The 15,632-nt window shown below is 69.4% G+C and carries 19 protein-coding genes and 2 pseudogenes; 11 read left to right on the top strand and 10 right to left on the bottom strand.

Going from position 1 to position 15,632, the window contains the following annotated elements; all coding sequences use genetic code 11:
• Nucleotides 1-17: 17 nt before the first annotated feature.
• Nucleotides 18-119 (top strand): annotated as a pseudogene (locus A5712_RS32625) (STAS domain-containing protein); the annotation flags it as partial.
• A 47-nt stretch (nt 120-166) separates the two neighbouring features.
• Here A5712_RS32625 and A5712_RS31735 read toward each other — a convergent pair.
• A pseudogene (locus tag A5712_RS31735) lies at nt 167-485 on the bottom strand (anti-sigma factor antagonist); the annotation flags it as partial.
• 155 nt (nt 486-640) lie between these two features.
• Between A5712_RS31735 and A5712_RS04115 the strand changes: the two are divergent.
• Nucleotides 641-1,261 (top strand): TetR/AcrR family transcriptional regulator, encoded by a 621-nt coding sequence (locus A5712_RS04115; RefSeq protein ID WP_068101704.1) that lies wholly within the window; start codon nt 641-643, stop codon nt 1,259-1,261.
• A 153-nt stretch (nt 1,262-1,414) separates the two neighbouring features.
• Here A5712_RS04115 and A5712_RS04110 read toward each other — a convergent pair whose 3' ends face one another.
• Both A5712_RS04110 and A5712_RS04105 read right to left on the bottom strand, forming a co-directional pair.
• The gene (locus A5712_RS04110) at nt 1,415-2,074 is read right to left on the bottom strand and encodes a DedA family protein (protein WP_068101702.1); all 660 of its coding nucleotides are present in this window, start codon (nt 2,072-2,074) and stop codon (nt 1,415-1,417) included.
• Nucleotides 2,071-2,946, bottom strand: coding sequence for an SGNH/GDSL hydrolase family protein (locus A5712_RS04105; RefSeq protein ID WP_068101699.1), 876 nt, complete (start codon nt 2,944-2,946; stop codon nt 2,071-2,073). The genes A5712_RS04110 and A5712_RS04105 overlap by 4 nt, the downstream gene beginning before the upstream one ends.
• 76 nt (nt 2,947-3,022) lie before the next feature.
• Between A5712_RS04105 and A5712_RS04100 the strand changes: the two genes are divergently transcribed.
• Complete coding sequence (locus A5712_RS04100) at nt 3,023-4,090, top strand: permease (protein WP_231981961.1); 1,068 nt, start codon at nt 3,023-3,025, stop codon at nt 4,088-4,090.
• 26 nt (nt 4,091-4,116) lie between these two features.
• Entirely contained in the window at nt 4,117-4,917 is an 801-nt protein-coding gene (locus A5712_RS04095; protein ID WP_068101692.1) for an IclR family transcriptional regulator, read from the top strand.
• Between the two features lie 7 nt (nt 4,918-4,924).
• Here the strand turns inward: A5712_RS04095 and A5712_RS04090 are convergent, their stop codons facing one another.
• From A5712_RS04090 to A5712_RS04065, 6 genes are all read right to left on the bottom strand, one after another.
• A complete protein-coding gene (locus A5712_RS04090; protein ID WP_068101720.1) occupies nt 4,925-5,764 on the bottom strand; it encodes a polysaccharide deacetylase family protein in 840 nt (279 codons plus the stop codon).
• Nucleotides 5,765-5,840: 76 nt separating this feature from the next.
• On the bottom strand, nt 5,841-6,554 hold the full coding sequence (locus tag A5712_RS04085) for a class II aldolase/adducin family protein (RefSeq protein ID WP_068101689.1): 714 nt from the start codon (nt 6,552-6,554) through the stop codon (nt 5,841-5,843).
• A complete protein-coding gene (gene hcaB, locus A5712_RS04080) occupies nt 6,551-7,345 on the bottom strand; it encodes a 3-(cis-5,6-dihydroxycyclohexa-1,3-dien-1-yl)propanoate dehydrogenase (RefSeq protein WP_068101687.1) in 795 nt (264 codons plus the stop codon). Before hcaB ends, A5712_RS04085 begins: the two co-directional genes overlap by 4 nt.
• Complete coding sequence (locus A5712_RS04075; protein ID WP_068101684.1) at nt 7,342-7,569, bottom strand: dihydrodiol dehydrogenase; 228 nt, start codon at nt 7,567-7,569, stop codon at nt 7,342-7,344. The genes hcaB and A5712_RS04075 overlap by 4 nt, the downstream gene beginning before the upstream one ends.
• Entirely contained in the window at nt 7,566-8,102 is a 537-nt protein-coding gene (locus A5712_RS04070) for a 3-phenylpropionate/cinnamic acid dioxygenase subunit beta (protein ID WP_068101681.1), read from the bottom strand. Before A5712_RS04070 ends, A5712_RS04075 begins: the two co-directional genes overlap by 4 nt.
• On the bottom strand, nt 8,099-9,382 hold the full coding sequence (locus A5712_RS04065) for an aromatic ring-hydroxylating dioxygenase subunit alpha (protein WP_068101678.1): 1,284 nt from the start codon (nt 9,380-9,382) through the stop codon (nt 8,099-8,101). Before A5712_RS04065 ends, A5712_RS04070 begins: the two co-directional genes overlap by 4 nt.
• A gap of 300 nt (nt 9,383-9,682) precedes the next feature.
• Between A5712_RS04065 and A5712_RS04060 the strand changes: the two genes are divergently transcribed.
• The 5 genes from A5712_RS04060 to A5712_RS04040 are packed head-to-tail and all read left to right on the top strand — an operon-like array spanning nt 9,683 to nt 13,622.
• Nucleotides 9,683-10,621 carry a Rieske 2Fe-2S domain-containing protein gene (locus tag A5712_RS04060; protein ID WP_068101675.1) on the top strand — a complete coding sequence of 313 codons (939 nt, stop codon included), beginning with the start codon at nt 9,683-9,685 and terminating at the stop codon, nt 10,619-10,621.
• Nucleotides 10,618-11,103 (top strand): hemerythrin domain-containing protein, encoded by a 486-nt coding sequence (locus A5712_RS04055; RefSeq protein WP_068101672.1) that lies wholly within the window; start codon nt 10,618-10,620, stop codon nt 11,101-11,103. Before A5712_RS04060 ends, A5712_RS04055 begins: the two co-directional genes overlap by 4 nt.
• 29 nt (nt 11,104-11,132) lie before the next feature.
• Nucleotides 11,133-11,888 carry a protocatechuate 3,4-dioxygenase subunit beta gene (gene pcaH / locus A5712_RS04050; protein ID WP_068101669.1) on the top strand — a complete coding sequence of 252 codons (756 nt, stop codon included), beginning with the start codon at nt 11,133-11,135 and terminating at the stop codon, nt 11,886-11,888.
• Nucleotides 11,881-12,399, top strand: a complete 519-nt coding sequence (gene pcaG / locus A5712_RS04045) for a protocatechuate 3,4-dioxygenase subunit alpha (protein ID WP_068101666.1) — start codon at nt 11,881-11,883, stop codon at nt 12,397-12,399. Before pcaH ends, pcaG begins: the two co-directional genes overlap by 8 nt.
• Nucleotides 12,396-13,622 (top strand): lyase family protein, encoded by a 1,227-nt coding sequence (locus A5712_RS04040; protein WP_068101663.1) that lies wholly within the window; start codon nt 12,396-12,398, stop codon nt 13,620-13,622. The genes pcaG and A5712_RS04040 overlap by 4 nt, the downstream gene beginning before the upstream one ends.
• Here the strand turns inward: A5712_RS04040 and A5712_RS04035 are convergent.
• Nucleotides 13,609-14,256 (bottom strand): TetR/AcrR family transcriptional regulator, encoded by a 648-nt coding sequence (locus tag A5712_RS04035; RefSeq protein WP_068101660.1) that lies wholly within the window; start codon nt 14,254-14,256, stop codon nt 13,609-13,611. The two genes, A5712_RS04040 and A5712_RS04035, sit on opposite strands and share 14 nt — an antisense overlap.
• 264 nt (nt 14,257-14,520) lie before the next feature.
• Between A5712_RS04035 and A5712_RS04030 the strand changes: the two genes are divergently transcribed.
• Together A5712_RS04030 and A5712_RS04025 are read left to right on the top strand one after the other, a co-directional pair.
• Entirely contained in the window at nt 14,521-14,802 is a 282-nt protein-coding gene (locus tag A5712_RS04030; RefSeq protein WP_068101657.1) for a DUF1876 domain-containing protein, read from the top strand.
• Between the two features lie 23 nt (nt 14,803-14,825).
• Nucleotides 14,826-15,629 carry a sigma 54 modulation/S30EA ribosomal C-terminal domain-containing protein gene (locus A5712_RS04025; protein ID WP_068101655.1) on the top strand — a complete coding sequence of 268 codons (804 nt, stop codon included), beginning with the start codon at nt 14,826-14,828 and terminating at the stop codon, nt 15,627-15,629.
• Nucleotides 15,630-15,632 lie beyond the last annotated feature (3 nt).

Genomic DNA, 15,632 nt, shown 5'->3' with positions numbered 1-15,632 from the left:
TCAGCGGCCTCGAGTTCATGGGCTGCTGCGCGTTCGCGGTGCTGGCCGAGGAGGCGAAGCGGTGTCGAGAGCGCGGCATCGAGTTGCGCCTGGTCACCTGCGAACCGTTCGTCGCCCGCATCGTCGACGCCTGCGGGCTGAACCGCCTGCTGCCGGTTTACCCGACCGCGGACGCCGCGCTCTCGACACCGCTTCGCCTCCTCGGCCAGCACCGCGAACGCGCAGCAGCCCATGAACTCGAGGCCGCTGACGTCGATGACGAAGGGACCGGGCGGGATGACGATGCTGGCGGCCTCGCCGACCAGCAGGCGCCAGGTGTGCTCGTTGCAGGCGTCGATCTCGCCACCGGCGTTGATGATCACCGCCGCGCCGTTGCGGTCGGTGGTCGCCCGCAGCGTGCTGTGCGGGTCACCCAGCTCGTGGACCAGCCGCGTGCTGAGGCTCAGGTGCGGACTGAAGGTTGATTCCGCAGTAGTCGGGCTCATGAGGGACTCCCTAATCTACCGGCGCCGGGCGCCGGGATGGATGCCCGTCCTTCTGTCTGAAGACAGACGCTGCGCGAAGTGCGCGAATCTCATTTGTATAACGAGACAGGGCGGTCTGTCTACCTTAGGCTGTTAAGAGTATGGTAAGGCCCGGTATGACAAGCGACGATGTCACTCCTGTCATCAGCTCGGCCCGCGAACGCATCCTGACCGCGGCGTATGAGCTGTTCAGCCGGCGTGGGATCCGCGCCGTGGGCACCGACGAGGTGATCGTGCGGGCCGGCGTGGCCAGGGCGACCCTCTACCGCCACTTCCCGACCAAGGACGCGCTGGTGCTGGCGGTGTTGGAGCGGCGCGAGGAGGTCTGGACGCACGGCCTGATCGAGGAGCAGTCCCGGCAGCGGGGCAGCACCCCCGAGGAACAGCTGCTCGCGATCTTCGACGTGCTACACGACTGGTTCCAGTCGCGCGACGGCTACGAGGGCTGCTCGTTCATCAACGTGCTCCTGGAGTTGGGCGCCGACCATCCCGCCGGGCAGGCCTGCATCGCCCACATCGACCACGTCCGCGACATCGTGCGCCGCCGCGCCGTCGCGGCCGGGCTGACCGACGTCGAGGAGTTCGCGTCGTCCTGGCACATCCTGATGAAGGGCGCGATGATGCTCGCGGTGGTGGGGGACCTGGACGCCGCCCAGCGCGCCCGCAAGATGGGCCTCTCGCTCATCGAGGAGCACCGGCCGGTCGAGCCGATCGACATCGGCGAGGCGGTGAGTTAAGCCCGGCCGGCTCAGGGCCTTGAGTGTGAATCCTGGGCTTTCAGTGTGAACTGATGGCGGGATCCGGGCGACTTTCCCGCCCTGGACGCACGCGCAAAGCCATGGATTCACGCTAAACGGCCACGGAGCAGAGCGCGCGCTCGTCCGCCCGGCTTAAGCCGCGTCGGTCGCTTCGGCTTTGCGGTGGTGCTCTTCTTCCAGCTCGGCGATCATCCGCGACGTGCGTTCGCGCAGCAGGATCGCGGCGGTGATGCCGCACACGACGGCGACCACCAGCCCGATCCAGGAGAACCGCTCCAGCCAGCGTTCGGCGGCCATTCCGGCGAAGTACACGAGCGCGGTGGTGCCGCCGGCCCAGCAGATGCCGCCGGAGACGTTGGCCGCCAGGAAGCGCGGGTAGGGCATCTTGAGCGCGCCGGCGAGCGGGCCGGCAAAGATCCGCAGCAGGGCGATGAAGCGGCCGAAGAACACCGCGCGGACGCCCCAGCGGTTGAACAGCTTTTCGGCGAGCGCGACGTGCCCGGGGCCGAAGTGTTTGGGGAACCGCCGGCCGAGCCGGTCGAAGAGCGGCAGGCCGTAGCGGCGCCCAACCGAGTAGCCGATCGAGTCGCCGACCACCGCGCCGATCACCGCGGCGGCGCCGACGCCGACGGGATTGACGGCCAGGTCGTGGTGCGACGACATCAGCGCCGCGCTCACCAGCACGATCTCACCGGGAAGGGGAACGCCCAGGCTCTCCACCCCGACCACACCGCCGACCACCAGGTAGACGAGCAGAGGTGGGATCGACTGCAGCAAAGCCTCCACGTTCATGGGTCAAGGATGCCCGACTGACGGACAAACCGCGCCGTACTCGGTGCGGTCACCGGTTCCAGGCGCGGGCGCTTGGGCACCCGCCCGTCGGCCGAGGATTTGCCGCGCATGCGTCGCCAGACCCACGGCATGAACTTTTCCTGCGTCCAGCGCAACTGCCCGTAGGTTCGGTTCCGGAAACCCAGCCGCGTGGGGCTGCCGCTCGCCTCGGCCCAATCATGGTTGCTGCCAGGCAGATTCAGGGCCTCGGCCGCCGCGGCGGCAAACAGCATGTGGCCCTTGGTAGACGCGTGCACGCGGTCGACGTCCCAGGTGTCCAGGTCGCGCATCGAGGGCGCGTCGTAGAGGTCGACCAGCCGGAAGCCGTATTGGTCGGCGGCGGCCCGGATCGCGTCGTTGATGCGGGCGAGCCGCCCGGAGACGAGCCGGCCGAGCGGGAGGAACTGCGCGACGTTCGGGAAGGTGGTGGTCACCACCGTCGCCGCGGATTCGGCGAGCGCGGCGTGCATGCGATCGAGGTTGGCCAGCGCCCGGCCGAACGAGTTTCCCGGCTGGATGACGTCGTTCATCCCGACGCACACGGTGATCAGGTCCGGCCGCATCGCGAGCGCCGGCGGGAGCTGCTCGTGCAGCACGTCGGCCACCAGCTTGCCGCGAATCGCCAGGTTGGCGTAGTGCAGGCCGGGGTAGTGCGAATCGATCAGTGCGGCGAGCCGGTCGGCGAACCCGAGGAAGCCGACGGTGTCGTTACCGTCCCAAAGGCCCTCGGTCTGGCTGTCCCCGATGGCGACGTATCGGCTGTATCCGGTCTCGGTAGCCCCGTACACGATGCCGAGACTAACCGGTAAGTCCGTTTTCGGCGGCCATCGCATGGCGTGGCGCGGGCGATCCCTCGAGCCCGTCGGCCCCGGTGGGCGCTGCCAGAGGTTGTCCGTTAGCGTCATGCGCGTGGCGCTGCCATTGAGTGTCAATGTAATTCGCTCGCCGGGCCGCGCGGGTGTGGCGCTAGGCGCCGTCGCTACGGCAGCGGTGTTCGTGACGGGGCTGCTGTGGGCCAAGTGGGCGCCGTATGCGACGAAAGCGCTGAGGGCCCGGCGAACCCATCACTGGCCGGGATCGAACATCCTCACGGTGGGCGGCGTGCACAGTGGCGACGCCCCGACCTGGCATGCGGCGACGACGTTCTTCCACGCCTACGTCCTGTCCATTTGGCAGGCGCTGGTGGTGGCGCTGCTGATCAGCGCGTCGGTTCAGGCTTTCATACCGCGCTCGTGGTTGCCCCGCCTGCTGAACCGGCGCCGCCTGGTCTTCAGCGCGGTGGCCGGCGGCCTTGCCGGCATGCCGTCGATGATGTGCACGTGCTGCGCCGCCCCGGTCGCGGTCACCTTGCGGCGCAACGGGGTCAGCCGAGTCGCCGCGATCGCGTATTGGTTGGGAAACCCGGTGCTGAATCCCGCGGTGCTGGTGTTCCTGGTGTTCGTCGCGCCGTGGCAGTGGGCGCTGACCCGGTTGGTGGTCGGGATCGCCGCGGTGGTCGGCGTCGCGACTGTCGTCGGCCTGGTGACGCGGTCGCGGCGCGTTCCGCCGCCCGAGACGCCCGCGCTGACGCCGCAGCCCTGGGCGCCCGCCCTAAGCTTCGCGCGAGCCCTGCTGCGCTTGTGCCTGGTCCTGCTGCCCGAGTACGCCGTCCTGGTGCTTGCACTCGGTGCGTTCCGCGGCTGGCTCCTCTCCCTGACCCACCTGCAGCAGGGCGGCCTGCTGATCGTGGTGCTCGCGGCGGTCGTCGGCACGCTCATCGTCGTCCCGACGGCGGGTGAGATCCCGATCCTGCAGGGCCTGGCGCTGCTCGGCGTCTCGTCGGGAACCCTCGGCGCGCTGTTGATCACCCTGCCGGCGGTCAGCGTCCCGGGTGCGGTGATGGTTGCGCGCAGCTTCGGCTGGCGGGCCGTCGCGACGGCGGTGGTCGTGATGATCGCGGCCGGCCTGCTCGGCGCGGCATTCCTGACCCTGATTTGAATCGCGTCCCGAGTACCGTCACTGCCATGAGCAGCAGGCAACGGGCGGGAAGCGAGCCGTCCGCCGAACCGCTTGCGCCGCAGTACCCGATCGAGTCGGTCGACAACGCGCTGAAGCTGCTGCTGTTGCTGGGGGAGCGGCCCGAGATCCGGCTGAGCGAGGCCACCCGATACCTGGGGGTCGCGCCGTCGACCGCGCACCGGCTGCTGGCGATGCTGGCCTACCGCGGCTTCGTGCGCCAAGACCCGGTGTCCAAGGCGTACCTGCCGGGACCCTCGCTCACCGGCGTCGCGTTCGCGGTCTTCGGCCGGCTCGACATCCAGCGGTCCGCCGCGCCGATCATGCGTGCGCTGAGCGAGCAACTGCGCGAATCGATTCACGTCGGAATGCTCGACGGCGCGGACGTCCACTTCGTCGCCGCGATCGAGGGTCCGGCGGCGGTCCGGGTGGCGTCCCGGCTGGGGCGCACCATGCCGGCACACTGCACCTCGACCGGCAAGGTGATGCTCGCCCAGCTGCCCGAACACGAACTCCGCCAGCTGTTTCCGAACGAAGAGCTGGAACGGGTCACCTCGCATTCGATCGGCAGCCGCGCCGAGCTGGAGGCCGAGCTGTCGCGCACCCGCGAGCGGGGCTACGCCATCAACCGCGAGGAGAGCGAGGACGGTGTCGCCTCGGTTGCGGTGCCGATCCCGACGCGGGCGCCGGGCGTGCGGCTCGCGCTGAACGCCGCCGCGCCGCAGGACCGGCTCGACGGCGACCGCTACCCATCGGTGGTGGCCGCTCTTGTCAAGGCGGCCAAGGAGATTGGCGATCAGATCGGCTGATGCTGGTTTAGCCGGCGAAATGCGCTGTGCGGTGCGGGATTTCGGGCTTCAGGAAGACGTCGTTAAGCGTGACGGTGCGCAGCCTGCGGGCCCGGATGATGTCCACCAGCTGCTGGTAAACGTGGGTGATCGGTGCGTGGTTGAGGTGACCGATCACGATGTTCTGCCGCGTGAAGGACAGGTCGGCCAACTTGACGATCTGGTCTTCGGAAAGCAGCGCGGAATCCCGCAGGTCCCCGGACCACAGCGTGGGCACCTGGTAGCCCAGATCGGCGGCCACCGCGTCCACCACGGCGTTGTGGTGGCCGTAGGGCGGCCGGAAGTACGGGGTGGCGTCCACGCCGTACGTGCTGCGCAGGAACTGGTCGGTGCGACCGAGCTCGTCGGCCACCTGGTTCGGCGTGAGTTTCGTCAGGTCCGGATGCGACCAGGTGTGGTTGGCCAGCTGGATCTGTCCGGATTCGACGAGCGGGCGAAGCACCGCGACGTTGTCGGTCCACGACCGATAGGAGCCGGTGACGAAATAGGTGAGCCGCACGCCGGTGTCCCTGGCGAATTCGGTATAGAGCCGGACCACATCGGTGTCGACGCCGTCGTCGACCGTCCAGGCCAGCAGGTCACCGTCGCCGGGAAGCTTGCTCAGCACCGCGCCGCCGGGCAGCGCGACTCGCGCGGTGCGGTCGGGGGGCGACAGCAGCGGCGGCAGGGCCGGGGCGGCGGGGGTCGGCGCGGGTCCGGGAACCTCGGCGCGCGCCACCGTCTCCTTGGGCCCGGCGTCCGAGCACCACGAGATCCCGGTGACCGCCACCGTCGCGGCCACCGCGACCAGGAAGCGCCTCCGGTCCAGTTCGCTCACGTCGGCCAGGTTAAGCCCGCCGCCGCCGCTGTCCGGGCAGGGCGCGCGCCCGATATCAACCTGTGACTTAGCCCAACCGCGCGATCTCGTGTCGCCAGGCCGCGTCGGTGTGCAAGCCCGGGCCCAGGTCGGGTAGGTCGTCCCAGTCGGCGTCGTCGATGTCGCGCGGGGTGCCACCGGCAGCCCGCACTCGCAACGCCATCCGCGCCAGGGAGTCGAGGCTGATCGCCTGCAGCACCGCCTGTTGAATTGTGTTGGCGGCGCTGGTGATCCCGTGGCCGCGCAGGATCACCACCGGCCGGCCGCGCATCGCCTCGACCATTTCCTTGCCCAGCTTGGAGCTTCGGATCAGCACCGCGCGCTCGTAGACCGGCACGCCGCCGCGCGCCAGCCATGCGCCGGGGATGTCGTAGGCCCCGTAGATCGGCCGGATCGAGATGCCCGCGAGGTCGGCGGCGACGACGGCGGGCGGGTGCAGGTGCGCGACGGCTTGGTGTTCCGGGTTCGCCTGCATGGTTTCGACGTGGATGGGCAGCTCGTTCGGGACGCGGTAGCCGTCGAGTTCGCCTGGGGCGCCGGCCGTTCCGTCGAATTTGACCAGCCGGATGTCGCTGGTGCGGGTGAACGCCACCCCGGTGTCGGTGTCGCTGCGGCAGCGGACGAGCAGGCGTTCGTCGTCGACGCGCAGGCTCAGGTGGCCGAGGATGCCGTCGACCAAGCCGCGCGCCGCCGCGACCCGGCAGCCCTGCGCCACCAGCTCGCGCTGCTCAGCCAGGTTCATCGTGGTTTGCCCAGCCCGAATCCGCCGTCGGGGTGGACGGTTTCGCCGGTGATGCCGCGGGAGCGGTCCGACGCCAGGAACACGAAGCTCCAGGCGTGGTCCCCGCCGGTGAGCGCGACGCCGAGCGGGCTGCGCGCCGCCACGTCGCGCGCCCGGTCGGGGGTGTCGTCGAGGCGCACGCCGTCGAGCCCCAGGCTGGCGAGGCCGCGCAGGTCGGTGTTCAGCGTGCCGCCGGGCGCCACCCCGTTGACCCGAATCTGCGGTGCCAGTTCGTAAGCCAGTGTGGCCACCAGCCCGCGAACGGCGAACTTCGACGACACGTACAGCGCGCCGCCCCGCCCGGGGTAGTAGGACGACGTCGACTCCGTTAACACGATCGCCGACCCGCTCGCGGCCCGCAGCGCGGGAAGCGCGGCCTTGACCGACTGCAGGTGGCTCAACACGTTGGTGCGGAACATCTCGTCGAACGCGCCCGACAGGTCGCCGGCGTCGATGTCGCCGACGCCCCGGTAGAAATCGAAGATTCCCACGCAGTTGATCAGCGTGTCCAGCCCGCCGAATTCGTCCGCCGCCGCGGCGACGGCGCGCTCGTTGGCCTCGCGGGTGACGGCGTCGCCCTCGACCACCGGCACGTCGGGCGACTCCCGCCGCAACCGCTCGCACTTGTCGGAATCCCGTTCCAGCACGGCGACTTTGGCGCCCTCGGCGCGAAACGCGTCCACCACGGCCCGGCCGATCCCCGAGCCGGCGCCCACCACCAGCGCCCGCTTGCCCTCGAGCCAGGCCGTCACGGCTGGTCCTGTTCGTCGGGCAGCAGCGGGCCATCGGGATTGCCGACCATGGCCGTCAGCGTACGGGTGTTCTGCCGGGTCAGCGCCTCGATCTCGAGCGCGTCGAGGGAGATCGAGCGTCCGGTCTTGGGCGCGCTGATCAGCAACCGCGACCCGTTGCGGGTGTCGATCCGCTGGATCACCACCTCGGTGAACTCGTTGGCTATCGTGATGGCTTCGCTCACAGGAACACCGCCAAATTCTGCATCCGCAGCACCGACTCGTCGACAAAGATGGTGCGGCGGGCCAGCTTCCAGCGATCGCCGCACCAGCGCAGCACGTCCTCGCGCCCGCACGACACCAGCGCGCTCTCGTTGACGTCGCCGCGGCTGCGGAAGAGCAGCTCGGCCGACTCGACTGTGAGGTGTGTGTCGTCGTCGGCATACGTGCGCACGTTGGTGATGAAGTGGCGCAGCCGCGACGGCGGGTCCTCGGTCCAGGCGTGCTCGGTGGCGAAGCGGGCCGCCCGCTGGCTCAGGGAGTACTTGTCCTCGTCGAAGTGCGCCATGCCGGGTGTGGGAAAAGGGGAGGTATCGAACCCGGCACCGCGCGCCGTCGTGACCCGGACCGGCATGACGTAGCGGACGTCGTCGGTCAGCGTGTCCAGCCACGCGTCGTAGCGCTGGGCGTCCAGCAGGTAGGCCTCGTCGACCAGGAACTGATGCGCCTGGTGGTGCCGAACGTCGCTAAAAGGCAGGCATGGTAACGGTTTTCTCATTGCAGGTAGTCCGCCCACAGCTTGAGCAATTCGCGCTGATTGTGCTCGTTGTAGCCGACCTGGGCGCGTCCGGGCCCATGGAAGGCGTCTGCGGGCAGGGCCGCAACGACGGGGCTGTCGTCGCCGAGCAGTCCCATCCGGCTGTTCAGCAGCAGCCGCCGTGCCATCGAGCCGCCCGCGGTGGTGGTCAGCGACACCCAGTTCTCCACGTCGTCCTGCTCGAACATGCCCGTCGACCCGAAGCACATCAAATAGGCCTTGTACGAGTCCTTCTTGAACCGTTCGGGTGCGGCGGAGTCCACCGCGAACCAGGAACACACCTCGGTTTCGTTCTCGCTGATCGGCTGCCACAACCGGATCGAGATGAAGGGCAACACCTGATCATCATGGCCGTCACGCACTTTCGGCCAGTTGTGCACGAAGCTGAGGTTGGGAAAGCAGGTGGCCGCGGAGATCATGAACCCGTCCTCGCCGACCACCCGCTGCTGCCGGGGTGTCCAAGCGTCCCTGATGCGGCCGATCATCTCGTCGGGGTAGCCGACGTAGCGCATCCGTTCGCCGAAGTCGCCGGGCGGAAGCTTGTAGGTGGTCCCGCCGCCGCGGTGCGCCCAATAGGTCGCTCCGTCCTTGCGTTTCTGGGCTTTTGGCTCGCGGAACAGGCCGATGTCGACGATCGACGCGTGCGTGTGCGGCGTGTGGTACATGTCGCCGGCGAAGTTCTCGGCGCCGATCTTCCAGTTCGCCTTGATGCGCCAGCGCTGCGGCCCCCGCACCTCCAGGCCGTCCGCGCTCTGCTTGGTGTAGAAGTCCAGGTAGAACCGGAAGTCGCCGAGGAAATCCGCCAGCGGTTCGGCCGCCGGGTCCATGCTGATGAACATCAACCCGTTGTAGCTCGCGAAATTCGGTGCGGGGAGCAGGCTTTGGCCATCCCGCGCGAGCCCGTCCTCGCCGCCGTAGGCCTCGCGGTGAAACGGCAGCCCGATCAGCCGGCCGTCGTTGCGATACGACCAGCCGTGGTACGGGCAGCGAAAGTTGGAGGCGTTGCCCAGCTCCGCGCGGCACACCTGCATCCCGCGATGCCGGCACATGTTGAACATCGCGCGGATGACGCCGGCCGAATTGGCGATGATGAACGAGTCGTCGAGAACCCGGCGCACCACGTAGTCGCCGTCGTGCGGCACTTCCGATTCGTGGCCCACGAACGTCCACGCCCGGCCGAAGAGGCGCTCCTTTTCCAATGCGAACAGCTCGGCGTCGTTGTAGATGTGGGCGGGGATCATCCCGCGCCGGACGTTGTCGAAAACGCAACGAAGATCGGTCACGCGGCCTCTGCTTTTCAGAAACTAATTCTGCTCAATAGAATCCCGCAGGCTGAGCGCCTGGTCAATCCCCACGGCCAGGGACCTCGGAGCATCCTTTTGGCTAACTCACAGGTGTTGGACAACCGCGGCCCAAGGCGGCGCGGTTACCGTGGTCACCGTGAGCTCACCGACGGTGTGAGCGCGAAGTAATACCACGGTAATCGCCGATTTTGCGGCTGTTATCGCTCTGCCAGTTTTCACCTAAGGAAGGGCGGTGTCATGGACTATCGGTCCCGGGGGGCCGGCGGCCGGCTGCGGGAACTCGGACCGCGAGTGCTGGCAGCTATCGGGCGTCAGGAGTGGCTGGATCGGCCGAGCTACCGCTTCGAGCACCTCCTCAGCTTCGGCTACAACGCGCTGGGCGGGGCCCGCGACACCGTCACCAATGCGCTGCACGGCGTCTGGCTCGGGCACCCGGTTCATCCGCCGCTGGCGTCGCTGACGAGCGGGGCGCTCGGCACCACGGTGGCGCTGGACGCGCTGAGCCTGCTGCCCGGCCAGCGGCCCAGCGAGGTTCGCGACGCGTCCCGGTTCGCCTCCCGCGCGCTGGGGGTGGGGATCCTGGCGAGCGTCGGGTCGGCGGTCACCGGCACCACCGACTGGCAGCACACCCACGAGGAGGACCGCCGGGTCGGGCTGGTGCACGGGCTGGTGAACCTCGCCGCCACAGCGCTCTACGCCCAATCCTGGTGGGACCGCCGCCGGGGGCGCCATGGCCGCGGCATCGCGCTCACCGCGCTCGGCTACGCGATCACCCTCGGCGGCAGCTACCTCGGCGGGTCGCTGGTGTTCGAGTCCGGCATCGGCATCGACCGCTCCGGTGAGCGACTGCGCGCAACGGAATGGACGCCGGTGCTGCCGGCGAGTTCGCTGAACGGAAAGCCGGTGCGCGTCGAGGTCGATGGCGTGGGATTGGTTGTGTGCCAAACGAAGCCGGGCGAGGTGTCGGCGTTCGGTGAGTTCTGCCCGCACCTGGCCGCGCCGATGGCCGACGGGTGGGTCGATCGCGGCCGAGTCGTGTGCCCCTGGCACGGTTCGTGGTTCGCGGCCGAATCCGGCGAGGTGTTGCGCGGCCCGGCGGCGGCGCCGCTGCCGTGTTACGAGGCCAGGCTGGCCGACGGAATGGTTGAGGTGCGTGCCGAGGAGGTAGCTAAGTGAACGCATACGACGTTTTGAAGGAACACCACGTCGTGATCAAGGGGCTCGGCCGCAAGATCAGCGAGGCGCCGGTGAATAGCGAAGAGCGCCATGATCTTTTCGACGAGATGCTGATCGAGCTCGACATCCACTTCCGCATCGAGGACGACCTGTACTACCCGGCGCTCAAGGACGCCAGCAAGCTGATCGCGGTCGCGCACGCCGAGCACCGACAGGTGGTCGACCAGCTTTCCGTGCTGCTCAAGACGCCGCAGAGCGCGCCCGGCTACGAAGACGAGTGGAACTCCTTCAAGACCGTGCTGGAGGCGCACGCCGACGAGGAGGAGCGCGACCTGATCCCCGCCCCGCCCGAGGTGAAGATCACCGATGCCGAACTCGAGGAGTTGGGCAACCGGATGGCCGCGAAGATGGAGCAGTACCGGGGCTCCGCGCTGCACCGACTGCGCACCAAGGGCCGCGCGGCGTTGGTTCGCGCCCTCTAGGCGCGAAATCGGGAGTAGCCTCACGGCTCATGAGCGCCGAGGATGTCGCGTCCCAGCACGACATCACGGCGGAGATGGCCGCGATCGCGCGCGCCGGCGCGAAGGTCGGGGATCCGGCCCGGCCGCGGCTCGACTATCCGCCCTACCGCAGCACCGCGTTGCGCCATCCGAACCGGCCCGCGCTGCTCGTCGACCCCGACGAGCTGGAACGCCACGGGCCGTGCTTCGGCGGCCGCGACGTCGACCCTCGTGACGCCGACCTGACCGCCGGCCATCCCGGTGAGCCGATCGGGGAGCGGATCATCGTGGCCGGGCGGGTGCTCGACGACGCCGGCAGGCCGGTGGCGGGCCAATTGATCGAGATCTGGCAGGCCAACGCCGCGGGCCGCTACCGCCACCCGGTCGACCAGCATCCGGCCCCGCTGGATCCGAACTTTGTCGGCGCCGGCCGTTGCCTCACCGGATCCGACGGGTCGTACCGCTTCCTGACCGTCAAGCCCGGCCCCTACCCGTGGCGCAACCACCGCAACGCCTGGCGCCCGGCGCACATCCACTTCTCGGTATTCGGAACGGCTTTCACGCAACGCCTGGTCACCCAGATGTACTTCCCGGGCGACCCGCTGTTCGACCTGGACCCGATCTTCCAATCGATCCCCGATCCCGCCGCCCGGGCGCGGCTGATCGCCCGCTACGACCACGACCTCACCCAGCCCGAGTACGCCACCGGCTACCGCTGGGACATCGTGCTCTGCGGCGCCCGCCGGACCTGGACCGACGATGGCTGAATTCGCCTGCACCCCAGGGCAAACCGTCGGGCCCTTCCTCGGGCTGGGCCTGCCGTATCCCGGTGACAGCCACCTGGTCGGCGACGGACATCCGCAGGCGGTCCGGCTGCACGGCACGGTCTACGACGGCGCCGGCCAAGCGGTGCCGGACGCGCTGGTCGAGCTGTGGCAGCCCGACGGCGCCGGCCGCATCCCGCGGCAGGCCGGTTCCCTGCGGCGCGACGAAACATCGTTCACCGGATGGGGCCGGTGCGCGACGGACGCCGCGGGCCATTACTCGTTCACCACCGTGGCGCCCGGCCCGGGGGCACCCGGGCGCGCGCCATTCTTCGCGCTCGCCGTCTTCGCGCGCGGCCTGCTGGATCGACTGTTCACCCGCGCATACCTGCCGCACGGCGATGCGGCGGTGGCCGGCCTGGTATGCGTCCCCGAAACCGGCTGCGCGGGATACCGTTTCGACATCCACCTGCAGGGCCCCGACGAGACCGTGTTCCTGGAGTACCGGCGATGACCAACCTGCTGTGGCCCGGCGACCAGCGGGCGGGAACGCACATGACGGACGCCGCGCTGCTGGAGGCGATGGTCACGGTGGAATCCGCCTGGCTGGCAGCGATGACCGCCGCCGGCCTGGCGCCCGGCGAATGCGCCGGCGCCGACCTGGCGGCCCTGCTGCGGGACGGCGACGGCGAGTCGCTCGCGGCCGGCGCCGAGGGCGGCGGCAACCCGGTCATCGGCCTGGTCGACCTGCTGCGCGGGCGGGCCACCCCGGCCATTGCGCCGTGGATCCACCGCGGCCTCACCAGCCAGGACGTTCTCGACACCGCCCTGATGCTGGGCGTGCGCGCCGCCGCCGACACCTTGATATCCGAACTCACGCAGCAGGTTTCGACGCTGTCGGACCTCGCCGCGGCGCACCGGGGCACGCCCATGGTGGCCCGCACCCTCACCCAGCACGCGGCGCCCACCACGTTCGGCGCCAAGGCGGCGCGCTGGCTGGACGGGGTCGTCGACGCCCACGAGCGGCTCGCCGGGCTGGTCACCCCCATTCAGGTCGGCGGCGCCGCCGGGACGCGGGCCGCGACCACGGAGCTGGCGACGCTGATCGGGGGCGCGGCGGAACCGTCGGCGGTCTCCGATCGCCTGGCGCAAAGCGTTGCAACGTCTTTGGGGCTGAGCGACCGGGCGCCATGGCACGCGACGCGAACGCCGGTCACCGCGGCGGGGGACACCTTCGTCGGGTGCACCGACGCCTGGGGCCGCATCGCCGCGGACGTCGTCACCCTGGCCCGCCCGGAGATCGGCGAACTGAGCGAGCCGGCGGGCGAAAACCGCGGCGGGTCGTCGTCGATGCCGCACAAGCGCAACCCGGTGCTGTCCATCCTGATCCGGCGGGCCGCCCTCACGGCGCCGCAGTTGGCCTCGACGCTGCACATCGCCGCCGCGCTGGCCAACGACGAACGGCCCGACGGCCCGTGGCACGCCGAATGGGACACCCTGCGCACGCTGACCCGACGGACCGTGGTCGCGTGTTCGCAGTGCGGCGAACTGCTGGCCGGGCTTCAGGTGCATTCCGCGCGGATGGCCGAAAACCTGCTCCTGGCAGACGTTTACGGCGAGCAGCGCGCGATCGCGGAGCTGGCGGGCGAGGCCCCGTCGGCAACCTACTTCGGTGCCGCCGACCGTCTGATCGACCAGAGCCTGGATCGCGCCGCGCGGATCCTCAAAAACCGCTAGTGGCCAACTCCTGCGCGTCGGCCTTGTAAATGCTGGCCATCCAGATGTGCACCAGCATGTCGATCACGCGGTCCTCGGGAATCGCCGGCTCCTCGGCGGTGAACGTCGCGGCCATCACCCGCTCGCTCAACATGTTCAGCGCGACGGACAGATCCTCGGCCGGGTAGGTGTCCGGGGCGGCGCCGCGCCGGCGCTCGGCCTTGATCGCCGCCGTGGTGTGCGAGATCCACTTCTGCATGAGCGTCGACCACAGCTGCCGGACCTCGGGGTTGGTGGCCTTCGCCGCGGCGCCCGCCACGGCGACCGCCCGGTGCGAGCCCGACACCTCGAAGAACGCCTCGATGCGTGCCCGCCACAGCGCCGCGGGGTCGCCGAACAGCTTGCCGCCCAACGCCGTGAGCGCCGCGTGCGCCTTGCCGTTCATCTGGTCCAGCAGCGACAGCAGCACGGCGTTCTTCGACTGGAAATAAAAGTAGAAAGTGGGACGGGAAATGCCCGCTCCCTTCGCCAGGTCGTCGACGGAGAAGTCGGCCAGCGGCCGCTCCTGCAGGAGGCGCTCCGCGGTGGCCAGGATGGCTTGCTCGCGGTCGTCGCCCGAATGATGCGACGGGCGGCGGCCGCGGGAGGCGTGCATCTACTCGGCCTGCGCGAGGTCGTCCACGAAAGTTACTTTATGGACGCGTCGATATAAGTCAACGAATTGTTGATTACAACCAACAATATTGTCGATTAATATCGACGGTTTGTTTATCGACCAATTTGCTGAATGGTCGGCAGCCCGTCGAAAAGCGTTTCACGCGCGTGCCCCGCGCACTGGTGACTTTCGCCCCTACTTCGCGGCGTCCGCCGGTGGTCGCATCTAGGTGGGCTAACACCCGGCAAGACAAGGAGACTGGCGATGACCGGCAAGGCTGACGGCACCAAGACCTGCCAAATCGACCTGGTGGTCGAAGAGCACGAAGAGCGCACCCGCGCGAAGGCGCGGCTGGCCTGGGCGGGCAGGAAGTTCGTCGGCGTGGGCCTGGCGCGGCTGGATCCCGCCGACCGGCCGGTCGCCCAGATCGGCGACGAACTGGCGATCGCCCGCGCGCTGTCCGATCTGTCGAATCAGCTGTTGGCCTTGACGTCAACCGATATCCAGGCCAGCACCCACGAACCCGTCACTGGTCTACACCGCTGACGCGCGACCGAAGAAAGCGAATCATGGCAAAGACTCACGATTTACCGGCCGTCCTCGATGTCGAGGTGACGACCCACGGGCGGCTGCCCGGTGCCGCGGAGTACGCGCGCAAAAAGGTTGGCGAGCTCGGGCGCTTCGCCCACGCACCGGTGCTGCACGCCCGGGTTCGGTTGACGCAGCACGGCGATCCCGCGGTGACCCGGCGGGTGGTCGCGCAGGCCAATCTGGACGTCAACGGCCGGCCGGTCCGTGCGCAGGTCGACGGTGTCACGGCCGCCGAGGCGATCGATCGGCTCGAGGCGCGGCTGCGCCGGCGGCTGGAACGCGGCGCCGAACACTGGGATGCCAAGCGAGCGCGCCTGCCCCGGAACGACCCGAACGAGTGGCGGCATCAGTCCGAGCCCACCCACCGGCCGGACTACTTCCCCAGGCCCGAAGGCGAACGGCGCGTCGTGCGGCACAAGTCGTACAGCCTGCCCACCTGCACCGTCGACGAGGCCGCGCTCGAGATGGAGCTGCTGGACTACGACTTCCACCTGTTCACGGAGGCGGGCACCAACCAGGACAGCGTGCTGTATCGCCAGGGCCCGGCGGAATACCGCCTGGCCCAAGTCAATCCGGAGCTCGCCGACGAGCTGGCCGCGGTCCAGCTGTCGCTGACCGTCAGCCCGCAGCCGGCGCCGCGGCTCACCGTCGACGACGCGATCGTGCGGATCGGGCTGCTCGGGCTGCCGTTCCTGTTCTTCGTCGACGCCTCCGTCGACCGCGGCAGCGTCGTGTATCACCGCTACGACGGGCATTACGGGCTCATCACGCCCGCGGGCTGAGCG

Origin of the sequence: Mycobacterium sp. E2327 (assembly GCF_001672675.1) — a bacterium.
GTDB lineage: Bacteria > Actinomycetota > Actinomycetes > Mycobacteriales > Mycobacteriaceae > Mycobacterium.
Note: the sequence above shows the minus strand (reverse complement) of the source record. Positions and strands in the feature narration are given on the sequence as shown.

Excerpts from the sequence above, each read along its gene's own strand:
- A5712_RS04105 (WP_068101699.1), bottom strand. The coding sequence starts at position 2,946 with ATGCGATGGCCGCCGAAAACGGACTTACCGGTTAGTCTCGGCATCGTG.
- A5712_RS04035 (WP_068101660.1), bottom strand. The coding sequence starts at position 14,256 with ATGCACGCCTCCCGCGGCCGCCGCCCGTCGCATCATTCGGGCGACGAC.
- A5712_RS04030 (WP_068101657.1), top strand. The coding sequence starts at position 14,521 with ATGACCGGCAAGGCTGACGGCACCAAGACCTGCCAAATCGACCTGGTG.
- A5712_RS04115 (WP_068101704.1), top strand. The coding sequence starts at position 641 with ATGACAAGCGACGATGTCACTCCTGTCATCAGCTCGGCCCGCGAACGC.
- A5712_RS04065 (WP_068101678.1), bottom strand. The coding sequence starts at position 9,382 with ATGATCCCCGCCCACATCTACAACGACGCCGAGCTGTTCGCATTGGAA.
- A5712_RS04060 (WP_068101675.1), top strand. The coding sequence starts at position 9,683 with ATGGACTATCGGTCCCGGGGGGCCGGCGGCCGGCTGCGGGAACTCGGA.
- A5712_RS04085 (WP_068101689.1), bottom strand. The coding sequence starts at position 6,554 with ATGAACCTGGCTGAGCAGCGCGAGCTGGTGGCGCAGGGCTGCCGGGTC.
- A5712_RS04040 (WP_068101663.1), top strand. The coding sequence starts at position 12,396 with ATGACCAACCTGCTGTGGCCCGGCGACCAGCGGGCGGGAACGCACATG.
- pcaG (WP_068101666.1), top strand. The coding sequence starts at position 11,881 with ATGGCTGAATTCGCCTGCACCCCAGGGCAAACCGTCGGGCCCTTCCTC.
- pcaH (WP_068101669.1), top strand. The coding sequence starts at position 11,133 with ATGAGCGCCGAGGATGTCGCGTCCCAGCACGACATCACGGCGGAGATG.
- A5712_RS04095 (WP_068101692.1), top strand. The coding sequence starts at position 4,117 with ATGAGCAGCAGGCAACGGGCGGGAAGCGAGCCGTCCGCCGAACCGCTT.
- A5712_RS04110 (WP_068101702.1), bottom strand. The coding sequence starts at position 2,074 with ATGAACGTGGAGGCTTTGCTGCAGTCGATCCCACCTCTGCTCGTCTAC.
- A5712_RS04025 (WP_068101655.1), top strand. The coding sequence starts at position 14,826 with ATGGCAAAGACTCACGATTTACCGGCCGTCCTCGATGTCGAGGTGACG.
- A5712_RS04070 (WP_068101681.1), bottom strand. The coding sequence starts at position 8,102 with ATGAGAAAACCGTTACCATGCCTGCCTTTTAGCGACGTTCGGCACCAC.